This window comes from Virgibacillus subterraneus, assembly GCF_900110695.1.
Classification (GTDB): Bacteria; Bacillota; Bacilli; order Bacillales; family Amphibacillaceae; genus Lentibacillus; species Lentibacillus subterraneus.
This window is the reverse complement of sequence record NZ_FOEH01000001.1, coordinates 480,423-504,098: the sequence shown is the minus strand read 5'-3', so window position 1 is coordinate 504,098 and position 23,676 is coordinate 480,423. Positions and strand designations below refer to the sequence as shown.

General features: G+C 39.6%; 26 protein-coding genes. 6 read left to right on the top strand and 20 right to left on the bottom strand.

Going from position 1 to position 23,676, the window contains the following annotated elements:
* Window positions 1-5: 5 nt before the first annotated feature.
* The 9 genes from BMY13_RS02430 to BMY13_RS02390 form a co-directional block, all read right to left on the bottom strand.
* A complete protein-coding gene (locus BMY13_RS02430) occupies window positions 6-647 on the bottom strand; it encodes a TetR/AcrR family transcriptional regulator (protein ID WP_092491430.1) in 642 nt (213 codons plus the stop codon).
* A complete protein-coding gene (meaB, locus tag BMY13_RS02425; RefSeq protein WP_092502243.1) occupies window positions 644-1,570 on the bottom strand; it encodes a methylmalonyl Co-A mutase-associated GTPase MeaB in 927 nt (308 codons plus the stop codon). The genes BMY13_RS02430 and meaB overlap by 4 nt, the downstream gene beginning before the upstream one ends.
* Before the next feature lie 352 nt (window positions 1,571-1,922).
* A complete protein-coding gene (locus BMY13_RS02420) occupies window positions 1,923-3,062 on the bottom strand; it encodes an acyl-CoA dehydrogenase (protein ID WP_092491428.1) in 1,140 nt (379 codons plus the stop codon).
* Window positions 3,063-3,077: 15 nt separating this feature from the next.
* Entirely contained in the window at window positions 3,078-4,220 is a 1,143-nt protein-coding gene (locus BMY13_RS02415) for an acyl-CoA dehydrogenase (protein WP_092502241.1), read from the bottom strand.
* A 36-nt stretch (window positions 4,221-4,256) separates the two neighbouring features.
* Window positions 4,257-5,105: a 3-hydroxybutyryl-CoA dehydrogenase gene (locus tag BMY13_RS02410; protein ID WP_092491426.1), complete on the bottom strand. Its 849-nt coding sequence runs from the start codon at window positions 5,103-5,105 to the stop codon at window positions 4,257-4,259.
* Window positions 5,106-5,242: 137 nt separating this feature from the next.
* The gene (locus BMY13_RS02405) at window positions 5,243-6,433 is read right to left on the bottom strand and encodes an acetyl-CoA C-acetyltransferase (protein ID WP_092502239.1); all 1,191 of its coding nucleotides are present in this window, start codon (window positions 6,431-6,433) and stop codon (window positions 5,243-5,245) included.
* A gap of 273 nt (window positions 6,434-6,706) precedes the next feature.
* Window positions 6,707-8,815, bottom strand: a complete 2,109-nt coding sequence (locus tag BMY13_RS02400) for a heterodisulfide reductase-related iron-sulfur binding cluster (protein ID WP_092502237.1) — start codon at window positions 8,813-8,815, stop codon at window positions 6,707-6,709.
* An 848-nt stretch (window positions 8,816-9,663) separates the two neighbouring features.
* The gene (gene argS / locus BMY13_RS02395; protein ID WP_092502235.1) at window positions 9,664-11,334 is read right to left on the bottom strand and encodes an arginine--tRNA ligase; all 1,671 of its coding nucleotides are present in this window, start codon (window positions 11,332-11,334) and stop codon (window positions 9,664-9,666) included.
* Window positions 11,331-11,771 (bottom strand): YwiB family protein, encoded by a 441-nt coding sequence (locus BMY13_RS02390; protein WP_092491422.1) that lies wholly within the window; start codon window positions 11,769-11,771, stop codon window positions 11,331-11,333. Before BMY13_RS02390 ends, argS begins: the two co-directional genes overlap by 4 nt.
* Before the next feature lie 271 nt (window positions 11,772-12,042).
* Here BMY13_RS02390 and BMY13_RS02385 point away from each other — a divergent pair, with 271 nt between their 5' ends.
* Window positions 12,043-13,980, top strand: a complete 1,938-nt coding sequence (locus BMY13_RS02385; RefSeq protein WP_245735979.1) for a transglycosylase domain-containing protein — start codon at window positions 12,043-12,045, stop codon at window positions 13,978-13,980.
* A gap of 311 nt (window positions 13,981-14,291) precedes the next feature.
* On the opposite strand, the gene BMY13_RS02380 is transcribed toward BMY13_RS02385, so the two are convergent.
* The 3 genes from BMY13_RS02380 to BMY13_RS02370 all read right to left on the bottom strand — a co-directional run bounded on the left by BMY13_RS02380 (window position 14,292) and on the right by BMY13_RS02370 (window position 16,719).
* A complete protein-coding gene (locus BMY13_RS02380; protein ID WP_092491420.1) occupies window positions 14,292-14,813 on the bottom strand; it encodes a YwhD family protein in 522 nt (173 codons plus the stop codon).
* Window positions 14,814-14,909: 96 nt separating this feature from the next.
* Window positions 14,910-15,410 (bottom strand): YwgA family protein, encoded by a 501-nt coding sequence (locus BMY13_RS02375; protein ID WP_092491419.1) that lies wholly within the window; start codon window positions 15,408-15,410, stop codon window positions 14,910-14,912.
* Complete coding sequence (locus BMY13_RS02370) at window positions 15,400-16,719, bottom strand: HD domain-containing protein (RefSeq protein WP_092502231.1); 1,320 nt, start codon at window positions 16,717-16,719, stop codon at window positions 15,400-15,402. The genes BMY13_RS02375 and BMY13_RS02370 overlap by 11 nt, the downstream gene beginning before the upstream one ends.
* 97 nt (window positions 16,720-16,816) lie before the next feature.
* Between BMY13_RS02370 and BMY13_RS02365 the strand changes: the two genes are divergently transcribed.
* Entirely contained in the window at window positions 16,817-17,668 is an 852-nt protein-coding gene (locus tag BMY13_RS02365) for a lipoate--protein ligase family protein (protein WP_092502229.1), read from the top strand.
* Window positions 17,669-17,952: 284 nt separating this feature from the next.
* Here the strand turns inward: BMY13_RS02365 and pta are convergent, their stop codons facing one another.
* Window positions 17,953-18,921 carry a phosphate acetyltransferase gene (gene pta, locus BMY13_RS02360; RefSeq protein WP_092491416.1) on the bottom strand — a complete coding sequence of 323 codons (969 nt, stop codon included), beginning with the start codon at window positions 18,919-18,921 and terminating at the stop codon, window positions 17,953-17,955.
* A gap of 197 nt (window positions 18,922-19,118) precedes the next feature.
* Here pta and hemQ point away from each other — a divergent pair, with 197 nt between their 5' ends.
* From hemQ to BMY13_RS02340, 4 genes are all read left to right on the top strand, one after another.
* Window positions 19,119-19,859, top strand: a complete 741-nt coding sequence (hemQ, locus tag BMY13_RS02355; protein WP_092502227.1) for a hydrogen peroxide-dependent heme synthase — start codon at window positions 19,119-19,121, stop codon at window positions 19,857-19,859.
* A 226-nt stretch (window positions 19,860-20,085) separates the two neighbouring features.
* Window positions 20,086-20,235: a hypothetical protein gene (locus BMY13_RS02350; RefSeq protein WP_425445144.1), complete on the top strand. Its 150-nt coding sequence runs from the start codon at window positions 20,086-20,088 to the stop codon at window positions 20,233-20,235.
* Window positions 20,236-20,536: 301 nt separating this feature from the next.
* A complete protein-coding gene (gerQ, locus tag BMY13_RS02345; RefSeq protein ID WP_092491414.1) occupies window positions 20,537-21,019 on the top strand; it encodes a spore coat protein GerQ in 483 nt (160 codons plus the stop codon).
* A gap of 72 nt (window positions 21,020-21,091) precedes the next feature.
* Window positions 21,092-21,343: a hypothetical protein gene (locus BMY13_RS02340; protein WP_092491413.1), complete on the top strand. Its 252-nt coding sequence runs from the start codon at window positions 21,092-21,094 to the stop codon at window positions 21,341-21,343.
* Here BMY13_RS02340 and BMY13_RS02335 read toward each other — a convergent pair.
* The 7 genes from BMY13_RS02335 to BMY13_RS19855 form a co-directional block, all read right to left on the bottom strand.
* Complete coding sequence (locus BMY13_RS02335; RefSeq protein WP_092502225.1) at window positions 21,338-21,706, bottom strand: DUF423 domain-containing protein; 369 nt, start codon at window positions 21,704-21,706, stop codon at window positions 21,338-21,340. The two genes, BMY13_RS02340 and BMY13_RS02335, sit on opposite strands and share 6 nt — an antisense overlap.
* A gap of 108 nt (window positions 21,707-21,814) precedes the next feature.
* Window positions 21,815-22,099: a YwdI family protein gene (locus BMY13_RS02330; protein ID WP_092502223.1), complete on the bottom strand. Its 285-nt coding sequence runs from the start codon at window positions 22,097-22,099 to the stop codon at window positions 21,815-21,817.
* A gap of 147 nt (window positions 22,100-22,246) precedes the next feature.
* Entirely contained in the window at window positions 22,247-22,375 is a 129-nt protein-coding gene (locus tag BMY13_RS19865) for a hypothetical protein (protein WP_281243639.1), read from the bottom strand.
* Window positions 22,376-22,551: 176 nt separating this feature from the next.
* Window positions 22,552-22,722: a cytochrome c oxidase subunit 3 gene (locus BMY13_RS19130; protein ID WP_139184783.1), complete on the bottom strand. Its 171-nt coding sequence runs from the start codon at window positions 22,720-22,722 to the stop codon at window positions 22,552-22,554.
* Window positions 22,723-22,796: 74 nt separating this feature from the next.
* Window positions 22,797-23,096, bottom strand: coding sequence for a phasin family protein (locus BMY13_RS02325; RefSeq protein ID WP_092491410.1), 300 nt, complete (start codon window positions 23,094-23,096; stop codon window positions 22,797-22,799).
* A gap of 84 nt (window positions 23,097-23,180) precedes the next feature.
* Window positions 23,181-23,315, bottom strand: coding sequence for a hypothetical protein (locus tag BMY13_RS19860; protein WP_281243638.1), 135 nt, complete (start codon window positions 23,313-23,315; stop codon window positions 23,181-23,183).
* 115 nt (window positions 23,316-23,430) lie between these two features.
* Window positions 23,431-23,556, bottom strand: a complete 126-nt coding sequence (locus tag BMY13_RS19855; protein WP_281243637.1) for a hypothetical protein — start codon at window positions 23,554-23,556, stop codon at window positions 23,431-23,433.
* Between the last annotated feature and the right edge of the window lie 120 nt (window positions 23,557-23,676).

Below are 23,676 nucleotides of genomic sequence, written 5' to 3'. Positions count from 1 at the left end.
CATCATCAAGCCTCCTTATCTTTTGCTATTGTTCTGTCGATTGCTAGTGATTCCATTAAATAATGGATTTGACGATCAATATACTCTTTCAGGGTGAATTGTTTTTGCAGGACCCACCGTCTGAATCCCCACATATGTCCTTGTATGAATATATTATTCGCCATTAATTCAGCGTCCTGCTTGGAAATTTCATGTGGCAGGCAAGTAACGATAACTTTCTCAAGCATGCCAACCATATCCCGCTCTTTTTGCAGTACATATTCTTTGGTGTCCTTCTTTAGCGATTTTACTTCCTGGTACATGATAACGACTTCTTCCTGCATTTCATCCATTAAGTAAAAATATGATTCAATGACTTTTTCCAGATTGGTAACAGATGGGTTCTCCAAATCAATTGCTGCTTCAAGACGTTCATGAACTTGCTCGTAAATGGCATCACATACAAGAAATAGCACATCTTCTTTCGTTCGAATGTACTCGTAAAGCGTACCAATACTGAACCCAGACTCTTTTGCTATTTCTCTTGTTGTTGTGCGATGGAACCCTTTTTCTTTAAATAAGGTTATTGCACCCTTAATCATTTGGTTTCGGCGTATTTCAACTAGTTCAGCATTTTTTACAGAAGAAAGGATTTGGTTTTGAGTCATTTAATGTCCCCCTTCCACTTTTCAAATAAGTCCTGCGCCAATTGGTATGGATCACTATTCGCCTCGATCGTTATGTCTGTCTCTTCGATATACTTTTTGACATCACGCCATATTTCTTCGCGGACTAACTCATATACTTCTAATTCCTGCTGCTGTTTTCGGCGTTTTTTTCCTTCGTCAGTGTTGTATAAGTATTGATGATGCTGATCAATCTTTTCCCATAGTTTATCGATACCTTTATTTTCCGTTGTAATCGTCTTAACAATAGATGGTTCATGGTCGCCTTTGGTTGTCATCATCACAAGCTCTTTCAAGAGTGCTTTCAGTTTCCCTACTCCCTGGAGATCTGCTTTGTTAATGACAAATAAATCAGCAATCTCCATGATACCCGCTTTGAAAATTTGCAGGACATCACCGCTGTTTGGTGTTAAAACAAGTGCCGTTGTATCAACGAGTTTCATAATATCAAGCTCGGATTGACCAACACCAACTGTTTCCACCATTACAACATCAAATCCATAGGCATCACAAATTCGCACCGCATCCTTTGTTGCCCGTGCTAAGCCGCCAAGACTGCCACGTGTTGCCATACTGCGGATGTAGACACCGTCATCAGTAAAATGTTCATTCATCCGAACACGATCCCCAAGTAATGCACCACCACTGAATGGACTTGTAGGATCAACCGCTATAATTGCTACTGTTTTTCCTTCATTACGGATGTGGGTAATGAGGCGGTTCACCAGCGAACTCTTCCCAGCACCAGGTGACCCTGTAATACCAACGTAGCGAGCATGTTTTTTTATCGAAAACACGTCGCTTAGCATGGCAAGTTTATCAGGATGGTCATTTTCAACCATGGTGATAGCTCGTGCCAAAGCGCGTATATCCTTTTCTCTCATCCGTTCTACAAGGTTGTGCATGTGGTGGCATCCTTTCAGCTTACTCGATATTGTGGTGTGCTGGCTCGAATTTTCGGTTTGCTCTCTCGATATTGCTGGGTGCTCGCTCGATATCGTGGTGCAGTTGCTTGAAATTGTGAACTTGAGCCAAATTATTGTTAACTTGAGCGGAATTTGTGACAACTTGAGCCAATGTGGTGCAGTCGCTCGAAATCGTGGTGCGGTCGCTCGAATTTACGGTTTGACCGCTCAATATTGTGAACATCGGCGATCATTTTGTGAACTTCGAGCAAACCAATTATGAACTTCGGCGTTTCTCTTGCTATCTACGGCGAAGTCACTGTGAACATCGGCAAAAACGCCATATTGTTAGCTATTTCGTCAGCATGCGCCCGATAACCATACGCTGAACTTCATTTGTTCCTTCATAAATTTGCGTAATTTTCGCGTCACGCATATAGCGTTCCACTGGATAGTCTTTTGTGTAGCCATATCCGCCGAATACCTGGACAGCTTCGACCGTAATGCGCATTGCTGCATCTCCGGCAAAAAGCTTCGACATTGCAGAGGCTTTACCATAGGGTTGACCCTCTGATTCTAGCCATGCAGCCTGATAGGTTAAGAGACGGGATGCTTCGATTTCTGTTGCCATGTCCGCTAGCTTAAATGATATACCTTGGTTCGCTGCAATTGGCTTGCCGAACTGTTCGCGTTCTTTTGCATAATCAACCGATGCATCCAATGCACCCTGGGCGATTCCCAATGCCTGTGCTGCGATTCCGTTACGACCACCATCAAGTGTAGTCATCGCAATTTTGAATCCATCTCCTTCAGCACCCAGCATATTTTCTTTCGGAATACGGCAGTTTTCAAAAATAAGCTCGGTAGTTGGTGATGAACGAATTCCCAGCTTCTTCTCTTTTTTACCAAATGTGAATCCTTCTGTTCCTTTTTCAACGATGAAAGCACTTATTCCTTTATGTTTAGCATCACTATCTGTTTTTGCAAAAACAATATAGAGATCTGCAACACCACCATTGGTAATCCACACTTTGTTACCATTTAATACGTAATGGTCACCGTCTTCTTTTGCCACGGTTTTCATGGATACAACGTCACTGCCGGCACCAGGTTCAGATAATGCGTATGCTCCTAATGCCTCACCAGTTGCCAAACGATAGAGGAATGTTTTCTTTTGCTCTTCATTTCCGTATTTGAAAATTGGCCAGCTTGCCAGCGATAGATGTGCCGATAATGTAACACCTGTTGATGCACAAACACGTGATAGCTCTTCAACTGCTATTACATAACTCACGTAGTCAGCTCCGATTCCACCGTACTCTTCCGGCCATGGTATTCCTGTCAGGCCAAGTTCGGCCATTTTATCGAAAATATCACGGTCAAAGCGCTCTTCTTCATCACGCTCAGCCGCAGTCGGTTCCACATCTTTTTTTGCAAAATCTCGGACCATTTTACGTAGCATTTCTTGTTCGTCTGTTAGTTGAAAATTCATAATCTGTTGTCCTCCTTAGTCTTTTAAAAGGTTTTTAGCTATTACGATATGCTGAATTTCATTTGTTCCTTCATATATCTCGGTCACTTTGGCATCACGGAATAAGCGCTCTACCGGATAATCCTCGGTATACCCATATCCGCCGTACACCTGGACAGCTTCGATTGCAGCTTTTCTTGCAGTTTTGGACGCATACATTTTTGCCATCGATGCTTCCTTGTTACACGGTAAGTTGCGTTCTACTAATGATGCAACGTTATAGACTAATAGTTTCGCAGCTTCGACTTCTGTTGCCATATCAGCTATTTTAAATGATATACCCTGATTTTGCGAGATTGGCTTGCCGAATTGTTCGCGTTCTTTTGCGTATGCGGTTGCATGCTCGACTGCAGCTTCACCAATTCCTAGTGCTTGTGCGGCTATCCCAATGCGTCCCACATTCAGGTTCGCCATAGCGATTCTAAAGCCGTCACCTTCATTGCTTAGAAGCTGTTCTTTTGGGACGACACAATTGTCAAAACTTAGTGGTACCGTACTTGAACCATGCAGCCCCATTTTCTTTTCAGCCTTACCAATCACAAATCCCGGTGTATTCTTTTCAATTATAAACGCACTGACACCTTTCGCGCCTGCTTCATCACTTGTACGGGCAAACGTAATAAATGTATCAGCCGCTCCGCCATTTGTAATAAACATCTTTGAGCCATTTAAAATATAGTTATCGCCATCTTTTTTTGCTCGTGTTTTCAGGTTTGCAACGTCAGATCCTGCACCTGGTTCGGTAACGGCAAAAGCACCAAGAAACTCGCCTGATGCCAATTTTGGCAGATAGTACTTTTTTTGTTTGTCATTTCCAAAATATAAAATTGGATTTGTTCCGACAGATGTGTGTACAGATAAAATAACACCGATTGTTGCGCTGACCTTTGAAAGCTCATTAATGGCGATAATATAGGATGTATAATCCATCCCGGTACCACCGTACTCTTCCGGAATAGGAATCCCCATCAATCCAAGCTCACCCATTTTCTGGATGACTTCTTTTGGAAAGCGGTCTTCTTGTTCCATTCTCTCTATTTCCGGTTGTACTTCTTTTTGGGCAAAATCCTGAACCATTTTGCGCATCATTTCCTGTTCGTCGGAAAAATTGAGATTCATTCTAAATGCCCCCCTTCCTGTTTTTCTTGGTAGTTTTTAATACTGATAAAATCCTCTGCCTGATTTTTTACCTAGCCAACCGGCTTTTACATATTTTCTAAGTAATGGACATGGACGGTATTTGCTATCGCCAAACCCTTCATATAATACTTCCATAATATATAGACATGTATCAAGCCCGATAAAGTCTGCCAGTGTTAATGGCCCCATCGGATGATTCATACCGAGTTTCATAACTGTATCTATGTCCTCTACTGAAGCTACTCCTTCATGTAATGAAAAGATCGCCTCATTGATCATCGGCATAAGAATACGGTTTGCGGCAAAGCCTGGTGAGTCGTTTACTTCTACTGGGCTTTTTGATAGTTTGTTAGTCATATCCTCAACTACCTGATAGGTTTCGTCGCTTGTCTGTAATCCACGGATAATTTCAACGAGCTTCATCACCGGTACTGGGTTCATAAAATGCATCCCGATAACTTGTTCCGGGCGGTTTGTTGCTGCTGCAATTTCGGTAATTGGCAGTGATGACGTGTTTGTAGCTAGGATTGCATGCTTTGGTGCGATTTTATCTAAATCACTGAACACTTTTGTTTTTACATCCATGTTTTCAACAATTGCTTCGATAACGAAATCACGTGATTGTGCATCCTGCAAATCAGAGGATGGCGTTAATCTGTTTAATGTCTCCGTTTTATCTGATTCACTGATTCGTTCTTTGTCTACAGCACGTGTTAAAAGCTTTTCAATGTTTTTCATGCCTTTTTCAAGTGCTTCTTTGTTCATATCATTTAAAAGAACGTCAAATCCTGATTGTGCAAAGACTTGAGCAATTCCTGCGCCCATCTGTCCTGCACCGATTACCATAACTTTATTAATTGCCATGATGTAGGTTCCTCCTTGATTTATTAAATTGTTGTGAACTTGAGCCGGGAAGTTGTGAATTTGAGCTGAATTTGTGACAGTTTAAGCCGATTTGCTGTGAACTTGAGCCGAATATGTGTCCGTTTGAGCCAAACACCCTAATATTGCTTCGGTACTTCAATCAGCATTGCGTCACCTTGACCGCCGCCACTGCATATTGCTGCAATTCCGATGCCGCCACCTTGACGTTTCAGTTCATGAATTAATGTCAAAATAATGCGTGCACCACTTGCGCCGATTGGATGACCAAGTGCTACTGCTCCGCCATTTACATTCACTTTTTCCGGATCGATGCCAGCGATTTTACCACTCGCAAGTGACACAGCTGCGAATGCTTCGTTAATTTCAAATAAGTCAATGTCATCTTTGGAATAGCCAGTTTTTTCTAACAGTTTGTTAATAACAAGTCCTGGCGTTTGCGGGAAATCTTTTGCTTCAACGGCAACTTCCGCGTGACCAAGCACAGTTGCCATCGGCGATTTCCCAAGCTGGTTAGCCTTTTCATCTGACATCACGACAAATGCGCATGCGCCATCATTAACACCAGGTGCGTTACCAGCAGTAATTGTTCCGTTTTTATCAAACGCTGGGCGTAAACTAGCTAATCGCTCCACACTTGTATCTTTACGTGGTGCTTCATCCGTATCTACAACTATTGGGTCACCTTTGCGCTGCGGCACTTCCACCGGTACGATTTCTTCTGAAAATTTACCATCCTCAATTGCTTTTACTGCACGTTGATGACTGCGGTATGACCACTCGTCTTGTGATTCTCTCGTCAAATTGTATTCGTCAGCTGTGCTGTTTCCGTAATTACCCATGTGCACACCTTCGAAAGAGCATGTTAGCCCATCATGGACCATCATATCTTTTACTTTCTTGTCTCCCATTCGGTTACCCCAACGAGCATCTGGAAGGAAATATGGTGCGTTGCTCATGCTTTCCATTCCACCAGCAACAATTACATCTTCATCACCAAGTCGGATTAACTGGTCGGCAAGTGTTACACTGCGTAATCCAGATGCACAAACTTTGTTGATTGTTTCCGTTTTGACATTCCATGGAATTCCTGCTTCACGAGCTGCCTGACGTGAAGGGATTTGCCCTTGACCACCTTGCAAAACGCTTCCCATAATCACTTCATCGATTTCTTTTTCATCAAGGCCTGCACGGTTTAATGACTCGCGAATTGCCTTCCCACCAAGCTGTGATGCTGTGAAAGGCTTTAGTCCGCCTCCAAATTTACCAAATGGTGTTCTTGCTCCAGATACGATAACTGTTTTTCGCATACATTCAACATCCTTTCAAAAAGTGGAATTAAATTTTTAATATGATAGCGCTTACCATAATTCGATTGAACGCTCGCTCAATCTGTTTCCGAAAAAGTAGAGGGGCAGTTATACCCCTCTATTATTTAAGCAGTTAAGAAAGTATATATACTTTCTTACTGCATAAGTGCAACTAAGGCTTATCTATATTAAGTCTTGCACTCCAGAGTATAAGGGGTTCTAAGAAAGCAAAATACGCTTTCATAAGAATCCCTTTAACGAATGCCAAGTTTTCTAAGCTGTTTTTGCTTCATCTTCAATGAATACAGATAGTGCGAGAATTTCTGCTACATCCAATGTGCTGATATCTTCATCAACTTCTTTAGCTTTAGTACCATCACTTAACATCGTCAAACAGAATGGACAAGCACTGGAAATCATAGTTGATTGAGTTTCCATTGCCTGTTCTGTACGGGCAACATTAATGCGGTTACCTGTTGTTTCCTCAGTCCACATTAAGCCTCCACCTGCACCACAACACATGCCATTTTCTTTATTGCGCTGCATTTCTACCAATTCAAGACCTGGAATAGATTTCAAAATTTCACGTGGCGGGTCATAAACACCATTGTATCTTCCAAGGTAACATGAGTCATGGTATGTTAGCTTTTGATTGATCTCACGTTTTGGTTCAAGTTTACCATTCATCACCATGTCATAGAGCATTTGTGTGTGGTGATAAACTTCTGCCTCAAAACCGAAGTCAGGGTATTCATTTTTGAAAATATTATATGCGTGTGGATCTATTGTTACGATCTTGGTCACACCATTTTTCTCGAATTCTTTAATATTTTTCTCAGCAATTTCCTGGAATAGGAATTCATTTCCGATACGGCGTGCCGTGTCGCCTGAGTTTGTTTCTTTATTACCTAAAATTGCAAAGTTGATTCCTGCTTTATTCATTAACTTCGCAAACGCTAGTGCAATTTTTTGGCTTCGGTTATCAAATGAGCCCATTGAACTTACCCAGAAAAGATATTCGAATTCTTTATCTTCTTTTTTCAATTCTTTTACTGTTGGAATGTACGCTTCTTCATCAAGTTCACGCCATTTGATACGGTCTTTTTTAGATAATCCCCATGGGTTACCTTGACGTTCTATGTTCATAACCGCACGTTGAGCATCCGGATCCATTTTACCTTCTGTCATGACAAGATAACGGCGCATATCAATAATTGTTCCAACATGTTCATTATTTACGGGACAAGCATCTTCACAGTTACGGCATGTCGTACAGCCTGAAAGCTCTTCTGCAGTAATAACATCACCGATTAGGCTTGCACTTTCCATGCCTGCTGCTGCTTCATTTGCTCCAGCATTTGCAGCTTGGTTCCCATTGGTGTTTGAAAATGCATAAGATGGCACCCAAGGTGAATTACCTGTGACTGCTGCACCTCTTTCTGTTAGATGATCACGAACTTTAATCATAATATCCATCGGAGACAGCATTTTACCTGTTCCAGATGCCGGACACACATCGGTACAACGTCCGCATTCAACACATGCATAAAAGTCAATCATCTGGTGCTGTTCAAAATCTTCTACTTTCCCAACACCGAATGAAATTTCATCTTCGTTTTCTTCTTCATCTAGATCGAAGTCTATTTTTTTCAACTTCCCTGGAACACGCTTGCTTAAAAATACGTTAATTGGTGCTGCTATTAAGTGTGCGTGTTTTGACTGTGGTACATATACCAAGAATGTAAGAATCGTAATCGTATGAATCCACCAAAACACATAGAATAATACCATTGCAGCCGTTTGTGGTAACCAGCTAAATGCTCCTGCTATTAAACTAGCAATAGGCTCGGTCCATGTTAATCCTTCACCATGCCAGATTAAAGCCATTCCATTGCCTGCCAAAACAGATACCATTAACGTTCCAATAAAAATTAAAACAAGTCCTGCCTTAAAGCCGCGCTTAAGTCGAACGATTTTTTCTACGTAACGACGGTGAAACGCCCATACAACAGCAACCAGTATCATTAACGTTACAAGTTCCTGGAAAAAAGTAAATCCTGCATAGAAAGGCCCGAATGGTAAATGACTTCCTGGCGCCAATCCTCTGATAAACATATCAATCGCACCAAATTGCACAAGGATGAAACCATAGAACATCATAACGTGAATTGTCCCGGATTTTTTATCCTTCAATAGTTTCGATTGACCAAAAACGATTTTTCCTATTCGACGGAACCGTTCTTTAAAATCACGATCAAACTCAGATTTTTTACCGAGTTTAATATACGATATACGTGTTGCTACAACTCTAGCGAATAAATACAAACCATAGATGACAATTGCTAGAAATGCTAGCAAATTAATCAATAAAAACGTGTCCATCATTCGCTCCTCCTTTTGTCTTAGTATAACGAAAAATGATAGCGATTGCATTAATTATAAAAAAATATAGATGCGTACCGCCACTATTTTTTTAAGTTTAATATACTAATACTTTATATGTGAATGATCATTCAGTCAACTCATTTTTAGGGAGTTGTGACAATTGTCATAACTATAAACTGCTGTATATATAAAAATAATATACCAACTGATGCCACTTTGTTGGGTTCAGAAACGATTGTAGTTATAGAAAGATGCACCCACCCCCTATGTCACGCAAATTCATTGCCAAGGAGCATTTTTTCAAGGGAAAAAGTTTCGTTTTTACCTACTTAGGATGTTAACGGACACCACGGCCTCTAACTGTGACAAAATGAGGTGATTTAAGGTGTAGGCGGACACCAGAGCCCTTATTGAAGTAATCTACTGCCATTATTGGATGCTTTTCAATAAATAAGGCATCCTGTGTCCGAAAAGCTTATCAAATAGTGTGTTTTCATCGGAATAAGAGCTTCTGTGTCCGCTAAAATATGTTTCATAATTTCACCTAAGCTTATCTGTCCACTTGCAACAAATAATTTGTAAATACGTCTTAATTGGCGATTACTTATATAAATAATCAGCAATCCCATGTGTAGTAAATGGTCGAAAGGATCCGGCGCGCATATCGAACAACTTCTGCCTCGAGCCAAGATAATTCAGTGTGAACGATTCAATGTTGACTTATACGGGGAAGGAAGCCACTAGGCACTAGTACGTCTGGTACGCCGATCTTGGACGTGCTGATTCGGAAGTCCAGTTTCCTATACAACAAAAAACTTGCAGAGGCCTTAACCCCTGCAAGCAGCTTACATCTTTTCTGGTGCAGATACACCGAGTACTTGTAGTCCATTAGCGATTGTAATTCGTACTGCTTTCATTAATGCAATACGTGCTTTTGTCATTTCTGGTTCATCCTGATTCAATACCTTTTCTGCATTGTAAAAACTGTGCAGCAGTGTTGCCAAATCAAACACATATTGCGTCACTTTGTGAGGTGTATGTTTTTCAGCAGACTCTGCAATCGTTTTTGGGAACTCGCCAAGTTTTTTAAGTAAATCAATTTCTTTTTCAGCAGTTAACAGCTCTGCATTAAAGTTTTCATCACTTGCGAGTCCTTTTTCTTCTGCCTGCTTTAGCATTGTACAAATTCTTGCGTGTGCATACTGAACATAGTAGACAGGATTATCATTCGATTCGGAACGTGCAAGGTCCATATCAAAGTCAAGCTGTGAATCGTTTGAACGCATCACAAAGTAATAACGGACGGCATCAACACCAACCTCTTCCATTAATTCACGCAGCGCAACAGCTTTGCCTGTCCGCTTACTCATGCGAATCTTTTCGCCGCCTTCAAACAGGCTTACCATTTGGATGACTTTTACATCAAACTTTTCAACAGGATATCCAAGTGCTTCAATTGCTGAGCGCATCCGGGCGATATAGCCATGGTGATCAGATCCCCAGACATTGATAATTTGATCAAAGCCACGTTCGATCTTATTTTTGTGGTATGCAATATCAGGTGTCAGATACGTATAGCTGCCATCCTGTTTAATTAACACACGATCCTTATCATCACCAAAGTCCGTTGAACGGAACCATGTTGCTCCATCCTGCTCATAAACATAGTTCCCATCCTTTAATGTTTGGACTGCTTCCGTCACTTTGTTGTTATCATATAATGATTGCTCGGAAAACCAGTTGTCAAAATAGACGCCAAAATCGTTCAGATCTCTTTTCAGCTTATCAAGCTCATATGTTAATCCATACTCTTTAAAAAACTTCACTCGTTCTGTTTCATCTGCATCGGCCCATTTATCGCCATATTCAGTGGCTAATTGTTTGCCAATACCAACAAGATCTTTACCATGATAGCCGCCCTCAGGCATTTCTGCATCGTGACCTAGCGCCTGCAGATACCGCGCCTGAATGGATAATGCCATGTTATCAATCTGATTTCCAGCATCGTTAATGTAATACTCCCGTTCAACATTATAGCCTGCTGCATCCAGAACGTTGCAGAATACATCACCAAATGCTGCGCCACGAGCATGTCCCAGGTGCAAATCACCGGTTGGGTTTACGGAAACAAACTCAACCTGAACCTTTTTGCCCTGCCCTGCTTCTGTTTGCCCATATGTTTTGTCAGCTTTCAATATTGTTGGGACAAGTTCACCAAGATAATCATTCTTCATGAAAAAATTAATAAAACCTGGCCCAGCAATTTCAACTTTTTCAATTGTTGCTTTTGATTGGTCAATATTTGCCACGATATCATCCGCTATCTGACGTGGTGCTTTTTTGGCAACCCGTGCCAGCTGCATCGCAATGTTTGTAGCAAAGTCACCATGCGCCTTGTCCTTTGGTTTTTCTAAAATAACTGATGGCAACTCATCTTCCGTAGCGAGGTTAGCATTTAGGACGGAAGCAGCGATTTCCCGCTTCAATACATCCTCTGTTTGCGCCAAAACGTTCATTGGGAGTCCTCCTCTTTAATTGATAGTATTATTTTTTGCTTACGTTCTTCCTGCCCATTTAGCTTCACAGTATAGTCGAGTTTTAACAAGCCATTTTGCTGATTGGCAAGCTCTTGGTATTGCATCGAATTTGTGAAAGTTTCCATATGTATATGACCATATTCATGCTGGAATACATTTTCCGATGTTTGCCTTAAACGGAATTGCTGATGCATTTTAACCGACCCTATTCGTTTAATACTAACCTTATCAGCATGAATAGTTATCAAATTGTTAATTAATGATCCATCGTCCGCTTTCTCTTTAAAGGTAAGTACATCTATATTATCTTTTTTATAAAAATTCCCATTTTCTTTAACAGTATTGTACTCTGTCTGCCCGTCATCGTTAATAACTGTCTGAAGTTCAATTGAAACCTCTTTTGGTTCTGAATTCATCGAATCGCTCCTGCTTTGTATAATTTCCTATTATAGCGATAATTGTATGCATTTATCAACATAAAGCAGTTAAATACCCATACATACAATATATCCCTCATGATTTTACGTTTAATTCTACTTAACTTTTCCCATAATGAAAGTAATGAAATTTTACTGGAGATAAAAGTGTATGAGAAAATTTTTCCGATTAAAGAAAAGCAGGTTAATTCTATTATTTCCTATAAGTATTTTTATACTTGGGATTGTTTGCCTTGCAGGGGTTTATTTGGTGAGCTTTTTGCTCGGTCCCCCAAAACTAACGACCGATCAAAATACAATTTATTATAGCATAAATGAAGAAGTGATTGGCGAAGAACGTGGTGCGGAAAATCGATATTGGGTTGATTTAGAAGAAATGTCACCCCATTTAATTGACGCAACCCTAGCGATTGAGGATCAGTATTTTTATAAGCATAATGGGTTTGATTTAAAACGAATTGCTGGTGCGGTACTATCTGACTTAAAGAGTTTTTCATTAAGAGAAGGTGCTAGTACACTGACGCAGCAGTATGCCCGGAACTTATATTTAACACATGATAAAACTTGGTCTCGTAAACTGAAGGAAGCTTTTCATACAGTAAGGATTGAAATGTACTACTCCAAAAATGAAATTCTGGAGGGCTATTTAAATACGATTTACTATGGCCATGGCGCACATGGTATTGAAGCGGCTAGCAGGTATTTTTTTAACAAATCTTCTAGTGCGTTATCATTAGCTGAAGCATCAATGCTGGCAGCAATTCCAAAAGGTCCTACCTATTATTCACCGCTTAATGACCGGGATAATGCCGAAGAACGGCAAGAACGAATTTTAGGGCTAATGCAGCATGACGGAGACATTACAGAACAGGAGCATTTTTTAGCCAGACGGGAAAGACTTGCATTCACAGAACAGGAAGAGCGTGAAAAGATTGCAGTAGCCCCTTATTTTCAGGACTCTGTTTTAATAGAAGCCGCTGATATACTAAACGTAGAATCTGAATTAGTTCGGTCAGGCGGATATGAAATTCATACGACATTGGATGTCGACCTGCAGCAAGAACTGGAACGCAGCGCCATAAATGTTATTCAGCCTGGTAGCGAAATAAATATCGGCGCAATGGCTATGGACCCAGCAACTGGCGGCATACGTGCTTTATTAGGTGGTAGAGATTATCAAAAAAGCGAGTTTAACCGCGCCATTAGTGCAAAGCGAATGCCAGGGTCAGCCTTTAAACCATTTTTATATTACGCCGCCTTAAACAATGGCTATACACCAAGTACAATGTTGATGAGTAAACCGACATCATTTGAACTTGAGGATGGAAAAGTATATCAGCCGAGTAACTATAACGGGTATTACGCGAATGAGGAAATATCATTAGCTCAGGCAATAGCTTTATCTGATAACGTTTATGCCGTTAGAACGAATCTGTTTCTTGGTACTGACACACTAGTTGATACAGCTAGAAAAGTTGGTATTGACGGAGACTTACCTGCTGTACCGTCATTGGCTCTGGGAACGGCTGCAGTATCTGTAGAGGATATGGTAACTGGATATGGCACGATAGCTAATGGCGGCAATCAAATAGAAGGACATACCGTCACAAAAATCATTGATCGTCATGGACAAACGATATTCGAAAGAGACCAAGAAGAAGGTAAACAAGTGCTCGATCCTGAGTCCGCATTTATACTAACCCATTTAATGACTGGGATGTTTGATCGGTCATTGGATGGATATATGGCTGTGACAGGATCTTCAATTGCTAATCAATTGAGTCGTACTTATGCTGGAAAATCTGGGACAACGAACACAGACAGTTGGATGATGGGATACAGCCCCTCACTTGTTGCAGGAATATGGACAGGCTATGATAACAATGCCCTTATGGAAAAAACTGCAGAAGTCAGCTATGCCAAAGACGTCTGGGCAGGGTTTATGGAAGCGGCCCACAAAGATTTGCCATTACAAAGATTCACTGCGCCATCAGGTGTTGTAGGATTGCCAATTGATCCTGATTCAGGCGAACGGGCAACAGCATATTGTGACACAAGCCGTGTCATGTATTTTGAGAAGGGTACCGAACCAACAGAATATTGCTCAATCCACTTACCCGATGGCAAAAAACAAGAAAATAAAAAACAAAAAGGAATGCTTCAAAAATGGTTTGATAAACTGTTCTAGAAGGGGTGCCTGTCACTTCCCGGTTTTTGTCAAACTTTGTCGAGCGCAGCCACACCATTAGAAAACTTGGCTATTCGCCAAGTCTTAATGTAGATAAGCCTTAGTTGCACTTATGCAGTAAGAAAGAATTTATACTTTCTTATCTGCAAATAAAAGAAGCTGACTCCTGTAAGGTCCATCTTACGTTTGGAGTCAGCTTCTTTTTTGTCCTAGCAATACATGAGTTAGCCCATGTATATACATTTTACAAATTTATTTATTAAAGTACAAGTTGTAAATCAATTGTTCATAATACGGTCACAAAATGTTCATTATTTCGGAAGTACTTCTTTTAACTCATCTGTAGAATTATTCCACATATCTCCACCTTCAAAATCGGCAAGGAAATCCTTTAATAACTTTTTCGAATGATCATCCATGTGTTCAAGCATAATCTTGCCCTTTAATGATTTTTCCATGTGAGTCACATGCTCAGGCATTGATTTATAAGCTCGTTTGATTGAACGGTCAACACGAACCTCACTTCCGCAAACACCGGAAAAATAGGCGCCATTTTTATTTTTTTCAACATTTACCCAAACAATCCAATATAATTTCCCATTTGGCACTTCATCTTTGTTAGGTAAAAATTTGACACGTCGTTCTATTTCACTTCGAGCGTGCATTGCTCCCATATCTACAAACGCACGATCTTCATTTGGGTCAATAATCACCGGGGACATATTTTCAAGGCTGACTGTACCGGCACCATACCCTCCGTGACCGTCCGTTGAATCATCTTTAAGTATTGTAAATTGATTTGTCTTCTTTTTATTCTGATCTTCTGAACTCACTTTCGGAACCCTCCTACTTAGGTTTTAATTAATATTCTAGCATAACTGAAGCCCTCATTTCATCCATTGCAATTTAAAATTAAAAACCCACCAACATTATTGAGGTGGGTTAATTGATTTAATAAATTGGCTTGCTTCAGTTATTTCATCATTTGTATACTTTTGCTTCGGCTTGACGGTATGTATCTTTTCAACCATGTCCGCCTCCGTTAAATCATCAAAATAAAGCATTGTCGATACAAGTTCAAGAAAACGCGAACTCTTACCTTTCAATAATTGAACCTGCTTTGTCATATCAGGTATTTCCAATTTAAATTGATTTAAAAATTCCTGACCATCTGCGGTAATGCTGTAGTTATATTGAAAATAGTTACTCTTTTCCTCTTTTTCCTCAGCAATAAAGCCTAGATTACATAGTTCCTCTGTACGAAGCGATAGCTCTTCAGAGTAAGGACCATAGAAATGAAATTGATATTTTTCCTCAAAAGGCATATCACATTTTTGTAATATATAAATCATCTTCTGCAGCTTTTTCCGACCCGTAACTTCATTTGCCACAGAAAAAAATTGCATTAATTTCGCATGATTAGTTAACATTATTTCCCGCTCCTTCACCATATAATAATTCTAAAATTCTTCGTTTGGCTGGGCAATCATCACTAAGTTCTTCCAACAAATCTTTAGGAAAATACAGCTTATGGTCCGTACGTTTTTTCCCTGAGATAGCTTCAACGATATCCGAATGACGGGAAAGCTCTTTCAGCTCATCGTTAGGCATCATCAAATGAATCGGAAGTCGTTCTTCCTCTTCACCAGGTCGATAAAAATCATATGGCAGATCAGATGACGAATCGACCACAAGGTAATATTCCGGATCAATTCCGGCCTCCTGAAACAACCGATAAAGCTCCATCCACTCATTCATTTGCTGGTTCGGATTAAATTCAATATATTTAAACAGGCGACGATTCATAAACCGTTCACACAAATCATGCAAAATCTCGTCATCTTCCTCCTGCCATAACTGAAAGTAGTAAGAGACAATGGATTCATCCAGTTTCAAATAATCAGCTAGATCAACCTTTTCCTTAAAAAATGAAATAAAATGCATTGGCTTCAGTTTAAAGGTATAATCTGTTTCAAATAAATATTTGGCACGATGGAGGATTTTTGACAGAATGACTTCTGCACTTCTCGTTACAGGATGAAAATATACCTGCCAGTACATTTGGTAGCGACTCATGATATAGTCTTCCACCGCGTGCATTCCACTTGATTTAATGACAACCTGATCATCAATCGGACGCATCACCCGTAAAATTCGTTCCATATCAAAATGACCATAGCTGACACCAGTAAAATAAGCATCACGTTGCAGATAATCCATCCGATCAGCATCAATCTGGCTTGATATGAGACTGACAACTAATTTGTCCTCATATGTTTTATCAATCACGTCAGCAACCTTTTTAGAAAAACCAGGTGAAACGCGCTCTAAGATTGTATGTATATGTGTATCACCCATAATAATTTGTTGGGTAAAATGCTCATGATCCAGCTTAAATACTTTTTCAAACGAATGGGAAAATGGTCCATGACCCAGATCGTGCAGTAAAGCAGCACATAAGCACAGCAGACGCTCATCATCATTCCAATGCGGGCGGTTTTCGAAATTATAAAGAATCCGGCGGACAATTTCATAAACGCCTAATGAATGGTTGAAGCGGCTATGTTCTGCCCCATGAAACGTTAAATTAGTCGTTCCAAGCTGTTTAATCCGGCGTAAACGCTGAAATTCCGGTGCAGCAATCAAATCCCAGATAACACGATCCTTCACGTGAACATATCTATGGACGGGATCTTTAAATACTTTTTCTTCATTTAATTGTTCATCTTTGTACGCCATTTTTCCAACCCGTTTCTTTTCGACATTATTTACTTTATTATATAATGAATAACCTAAGGATAAAAGAGCCAATCTTTCTGAGCAAAAGGAGAAAACTATGAAAAACTGGAAGGAAATCGTCAGGCACAAGCAGTTTCGCTATCTCGATCATTCAAAAGAAAATTTTTTTAATAAAAAAGCCTATACAGCATTAACGTCGTTTGCAATTGATGATGTACTGGCGCTATCTGTTGGTGGAAAAAACACTGCACCGGCGATAAGGTTATGGGTCCACCCTGATACCGTTGTGTTAGGCATTCCTGATGCACGCTTACCTTATATTGAAGAAGGCGTAGAACTGCTAAACAAACAGGGATATCATGTTGTTGTCCGGAATTCCGGAGGGTTAGCGGTCGCATTAGACGCAGGTGTTTTAAATATTTCGCTGGTCCTGCCTGATGTGAAGCATATTTCTATTCATGATTGTTATGAGGCGATGGTGAGCTTTATCCAGTACATGCTGCGCGACCTGACAAATGAAATTGAGGCCTATGAAATTGTTGGCTCCTATTGTCCTGGTGACTATGATTTAAGTATCGGCGGCAGAAAATTTGCTGGGATTTCACAGCGTCGAGTAAAAGATGGAGCAGCCATTCAAATATACTTGGATGTGGAAGGAAAAGGTGTTGAGCGAGCATCATTGATTCGTGATTTTTATAGCGTGGGGCTTAAAGACGCTGAAACCAAGTTTTCGTTTCCAGATGTGGATCCATCAACAATGGCTTCGCTAACAGAACTTTTAGGGACAAAAATAACTGTTAATGGGATGAAGGATCGTGTTTTAGAATCCCTTCAGCACTTTAGTGACACGATTGTAACGGATGATTTTTCCGCTGATGAACAGGAGGCTTTTAAAACAAGATATGAACAAATGGTTAAGCGGAATGAGAGGATTGCTGGGATGCAGTAATTTATCGACTGCAATAACTGTATATCAATTCGATACATCGTTTATCAACCGGGGAAATCATTTATCAACCTGCAATCTCGTTTATCAACCTGATATGCGGTTTATCGACCGGGGATTTGATTTATCGACCGCAATAACTGTATATCAACCCGGTATTCCGTTTATCAACCTGTATATCCATATATCAACCTGAAAACTCATCTATCAACCAACCAGCATACGATATCAACTTAAAAAAGGCTTACAGCAGAACTTCAATTCGCTGTAAGCCTTTCTTTTTTGTATTATGCTTGTGCTGCTGTAATGATTGCCAGTTTATAGACATCGTCAGCACTGCACCCTCGCGATAAGTCATTCACAGGTTTGTTGAGCCCTTGCAGAACTGGACCTACTGCTTCAAACTCTCCTAATCGCTGGGCTATTTTATATCCGATGTTTCCCGCTTCAAGACTTGGAAAAATAAATACATTCGCATCACCTTTCAAGACGGAATCTGGAGCTTTTTTCGAGGCAACACTTGGAACAAATGCTGCGTCAAACTGAAACTCGCCATCAATTACGAGTGAAGGATTTTTTTCTTTTGCAAGATTTAATGCGTCAACAACTTTATCTGTTTCTTCAGACTGAGCCGAACCTTTTGTCGAAAAACTAAGCATTGCAATACGTGGGTCAACATTAAACAATTCGGCAGTAACAGCACTCTCTACTGCTATCTCCGCCAGATCCTGACTGTCAGGGTTAATGTTGATCGCACAATCAGCAAACACATATTTTTCATCGTTTCGAACCATGATAAATACGCCGGAGGTCTTTTTAATTCCATCTTTTGTTTTTATAATCTGTAATGCTGGTCTGACAGTATCCGCGGTTGAATGAGTCGCACCACTAACAAGTCCATCTGCCTGATTCATGTATACAAGCATCGTTCCAAAGTAGTTCGCATCAAGCAAGGTTTCTCGTGCTTGTTCAGCGGTAACTTTTCCTTTACGGCGTTCAACAAAGGTTTCCACCATTAAATCAAATTCAGCAAAGTCTTTTGGATCCATTAATTTGCATGTGGAAATATCGACACCAATTTCTTCTGCTTTCTGTTTCATCTTGCTCCTATTCCCTAATAAAATAGGTGTTAGAATACCAGCTGCACCAAGTTGGCTTGCTGCGGTAAGAATTCGTTCATCCATCCCTTCCGGAAAAACGATAGATTTATCAGTTGTTTTTATTTTATCACTTAATTGATCAAAAAGATTACTCATGATTGAGTACCTCCTATTATATTTTCTACTTAAAATGATAATTGATTATCGAGCCTATTAAAAGAAATCACCCTTCATTTTTGCAGTAATATTGACGGACTGGTGACAAAACCTTATTCCATGATTATCGTTCCCTAATTATGATATAGTAAAAACATATGATGAATAATTTCAAATTGATGAAGGAGAGATATAGAATGGCAGCTGAAGCAGTTGAAACCTTGGATGGCTGGTATTGTTTGCATGATTTACGCACGATTGACTGGACATCCTGGAAATACGCATCCAGTGAAGAGCGCGAATCAGCAATCCATGAATTTAAAAATCTACTTACCAAATGGGAAGCTGTTGAAAATGAAGAAAATGGAAGTCATGTTTTATACAAAGTTGTTGGCCAAAAAGCTGATTTAATGTTTATGTTTTTGCGTCCAACTATGGATGAGTTGACTGATATTGAAACGGAATTTAACAAATCAAAATTTGCCGAATTTCTACTTCCCGCCCATTCGTATGTATCTGTTGTTGAGCTTTCGAAATATGGCCCTCAGCATGCGGAGGATGATCCTAGAACACAGGAACGCCTGAAACCGATTCTGCCTAAATGGGAGCATATTAGTTTCTATCCGATGAACAAAAGTCGCGACGGTGAAGATAACTGGTATTCAGTCGACTTTAAAGAACGGGCAAAACTACTTTATGAACATAGTAAAACAGGCCGAAAATACGCAGGTAATATTAAGCAAATCATCACTGGTTCCTTCGGTTTTGATGACTGGGAATGGGGCGTAACCCTTTTTGCTCACGATCCTTTACAGCTGAAAAAAATCGTCTACGAAATGCGCTTTGATGAAGTAAGTGCACGCTTCGGTGAGTTTGGCGAATTTTTCGTTGGAAACCACTTGGCAAAAGATGATATTGACGCTTATTTACACGTATAACTAAATGAAAATTGTCTCGATAAATTCGAGGCAATTTTTTTGTTTAATTTGAAGGAGAAACTCCTACCAGATTTTGAGATTTTCAACCACAACTTACACATACACGTGTGTGGTTCATTCCTGCTATAAAAAATCCTCTAAGGACAGTCATCATTCCGCCCATACTTACATACACATATTTAGTAGACCTAACCAGCACGAGTTACAAAAACGAGGTGTGTTTGGTGTGGCTGTTATTCGATACAATCAAAAAGAATTAAAATTATCGGCAAGGTTAATGCGTGCAAAAGCTGAAGAGGACGGTAAACTTGGCATGCTTATGGTGGGAAACACTGATTGTGAGTCAGGCCCGTCAGAAGGATATAAATTTAGTTAGAAAACTTGGCATTCGCTGATGGGATTCTTATGAAGGTGTATTTTGCTTTCTTAGAACTCCTTATACTCTGAAATGCATGCCTTAATATAGATAAGCTTTAGCTGCATCTTTACAGTATTTTCTTAACTGCCAAGAAGGGTTTTTAGCTGAAAAGGTACTATCCCGCATCAAACTCTTTGTGGTTTTTCAGGCTAGAGGGCGCATGTCAAACCCCATGGAACATAGGCAGGTACAAAGCAAATTGTTACTATGCACCAACAGCATTTGAATGTCCAAAAGCATACTAATAGGAGGTTTTTTTATGAGTGAAAACGAGAGAAATAAAAATCAAGGCTTTACAAATTCGTACCAGCAATATCCTTACTATTACTATCCACAATTTTCACCAGCGTATTATCCAGCTTATGACCCTAGGCAAATGCCTCAGAGTCCGCAAAATCAGCAGAACCAGCAGGCACAACAGCAACAACAAGCTGATGGCATGGGGCAACTTGGTACTGGGCAACTTCCAATGGAGCAATCTTACATTGAAAATATTCTTCGGCTGAATGAGGGAAAAGCTGCTACCGTGTATATGACATTTGAAAATAATAGTCAGTGGAATGCTAAAGTTTTTAGAGGAATTGTTGAAGCAGCTGGAAGAGATCATATCATTTTAAGTGATCCTCAATCAGGAAAAAGGTATTTACTGTTAATGATATACCTTGACTATGTAACTTTTGATGAGGAAATTAATTACTCCTACCCATATGGAAATGGAGAATCAGTATACCCATCACGATAAACAACTGTTGAACGTTAGAAAAACTTGGTATAAAACCAAGTTTTTCTATTATAACAACTGGGGGAAGTTCAAATGAGACATCCTTACGAAAAATTCATTCGCCTTGAATTGATAACCCTTGTATTAGTTGTGATAATTGGGCTAATTTCTATTTTTCAAGGTATTCTCATCATTATGTTGTTTAGTTTATATTTATTAGCTATTAGTATTTTCTGTGAAGCAATTATTGCTATGAACACTCATAATACAGCAGAGGGTGCGAAACAATTTGTTAAAGCCACTATGCTTATGCTTGTCACAACCATCCTTCTTTTCCAACTATAGATATTTCATAACAGCATACCCAAGCAGCACCCAGCCAATTAGAAATGCGACGCCACCAATTGGTGTAATCATTGCAAAAGTTTTAATACCGGTAGTTGAATAGATATATAGCGTGCCTGAGAATAATAGAATACCAACCAGGAACATCCAGCCTGCCCAGACCATGCCGCCGCTCTGTAATTTCGTTAGTAGTAGTCCAGTAATCAGTAGTGCCATTGTATGAAACATTTGATAGTTAACTGCTTTGTCCCACGTTTTTAAGGCTTTTTCGGACAACTTCCCCTCAAGCCCATGTGCTCCGAAAGCTCCCAGGGCAACTGCCAGGAATCCATTTATTGCTCCCAGAATTAAGAATAACTTCATAATTTATGCCCCTCTCTTTTTTCAGCAGTTAAGAAAGTATTAATACTTTCTTACTGCATAAGTGCAACTAAGGCTTAGCTAGGTGATAAGCCAAGTTTTCTAATGTTGTTAAAAGTCGAATATGGAACTGCCATTTGCATCGTCATCTTCTTCAATTTCACGACGTGTTGTGCTTTCTTTTCGACCATTATTGCTATGTCCGATCATCGCTTTCATTTCTTCCGTTGAAATCTCACTACTATTAGATTTTGGTTTCTCTTCCAATATTAGTTCACAAAGAAGCTGTACATTAGCAATATGTTTTTGCACCACAGCATTATCATCGCTTTTTTGCTGTGCCTGCGTTAATTCCTTCATTATTTTCTGAATGATTGTATCAGTTGCCACTGCCATGATGACCACTCCTTTTTTCAATCTGAACTCAATTTAGTATAACACTATCAGCAGAATTACAAAAAGCCTTGAAGGCTATCTTCAAGACTTTTTGTGCTTAATCCGTTATATCGTTAATTGACATTATGTAGGTGTAAGGGAATACAATTAAGCATTCACCTGCTGCTCCCTCGTATAGCGCTCATAAACCCATTGTAAAAACTCTACTTCGTTCTTATACAATCGCCTTCCAAGCTTTTCTTCTGTATCCTCCAGTAGCTGCAAAAAGCTTCTCATAACGCTATATCCCCCTATTGTGGTGCAACCGTATTCTTCCCCTTTTATAATTGTACCGTTTATTATATTGGTAATCAACAGAAAATTTGCTAAATTATTCAATTCACTGATAAAATATTCTTATATTTTACAGATTCGGAATTTTAAATGGTAATTAATACCTATTATGTAAAATTTTACACTAAATAAGGGAGATAAACAAGAACGAAAATAAACACCCATATAACATCAACGAAGTGCCAATAGTACGCAAATGTCGATTGTTTTTCTGTATAAAGTCCATATGGTATTTCCCTAGAGTATTGAATAATCAGCAGAATTATCCAGAATACGCCAAACAGTTGCACTTATGCACTAAGAATGGATTTATACTTTCTTAACTGCCAAAAAAACAGGCCTCCATTAGAGACCTGCTTTCATTCTATTCTTCATCCAATTTTTCCTCTAAGACCGAGATGCGTGCGCGTAATTCATTGATCTCTTCTTTTGTAGCTAAGCCAAGCTCTTTTGCCATGTCTTGGGTTTGTTCAAATTGCTTGGTGCTCCACTCGTCTGTCTTCATTTCGCCCTTTTCAACAAAGTTACGCATTACCGTTCTTGCTTGTTCCTGGGATAACTCATTTTTATCAACAAGTTCCTGCAGTTTTCGGTCCAATTTCTCTTTACCACTTACTGCTGCTCCAAGGCCTAATAAGAATCCTTTTCTTAAAATATCACTCATTATCTACACCCCCCTAATGGCTTGGTTTTATAAAATTGATAGTGTTTTTTAAAACAACTAAAAGCGTTAATAAAAATACTTCTGTTACGGTGCCTCAAGTATTATCAGATTGTTAATATATACGAAAGCACCCATAACAATCATGACAAAAATAATTCTTTCAAGCAATAGATTAAAATGGTGTACCTGCTTTGTGTGTACTGCTGTTCTTTCTGCCATTACTTATTTCTTTCCCCACTTTCCAGCCAATCTAACATAGCTCGGGAAAATGAAAGAGTTAGCTTCAGGGTATATTTAAAAATCGAATCGGTTAGATTTTTGCCCGTGATCTACCTTAATAAATATACGTATGTCTTCCTTCTATTGATACGTCATTTGGTAAAATAAAATTCTTTTCATCCATTGTTTCGATAATTGTATCATAATCACAGCTAATTTTTGCAACCTCCACCCATTCCATAACAAATACTCGATTCGTGCAAAGATATTCATAATATGATTGAATGTGAATTTGTTTGCTTGATTTCTTATTTTAAAGTATAAGCTATGTGCGTGTTCTTGTTCAAAACAGAGTTCTTTA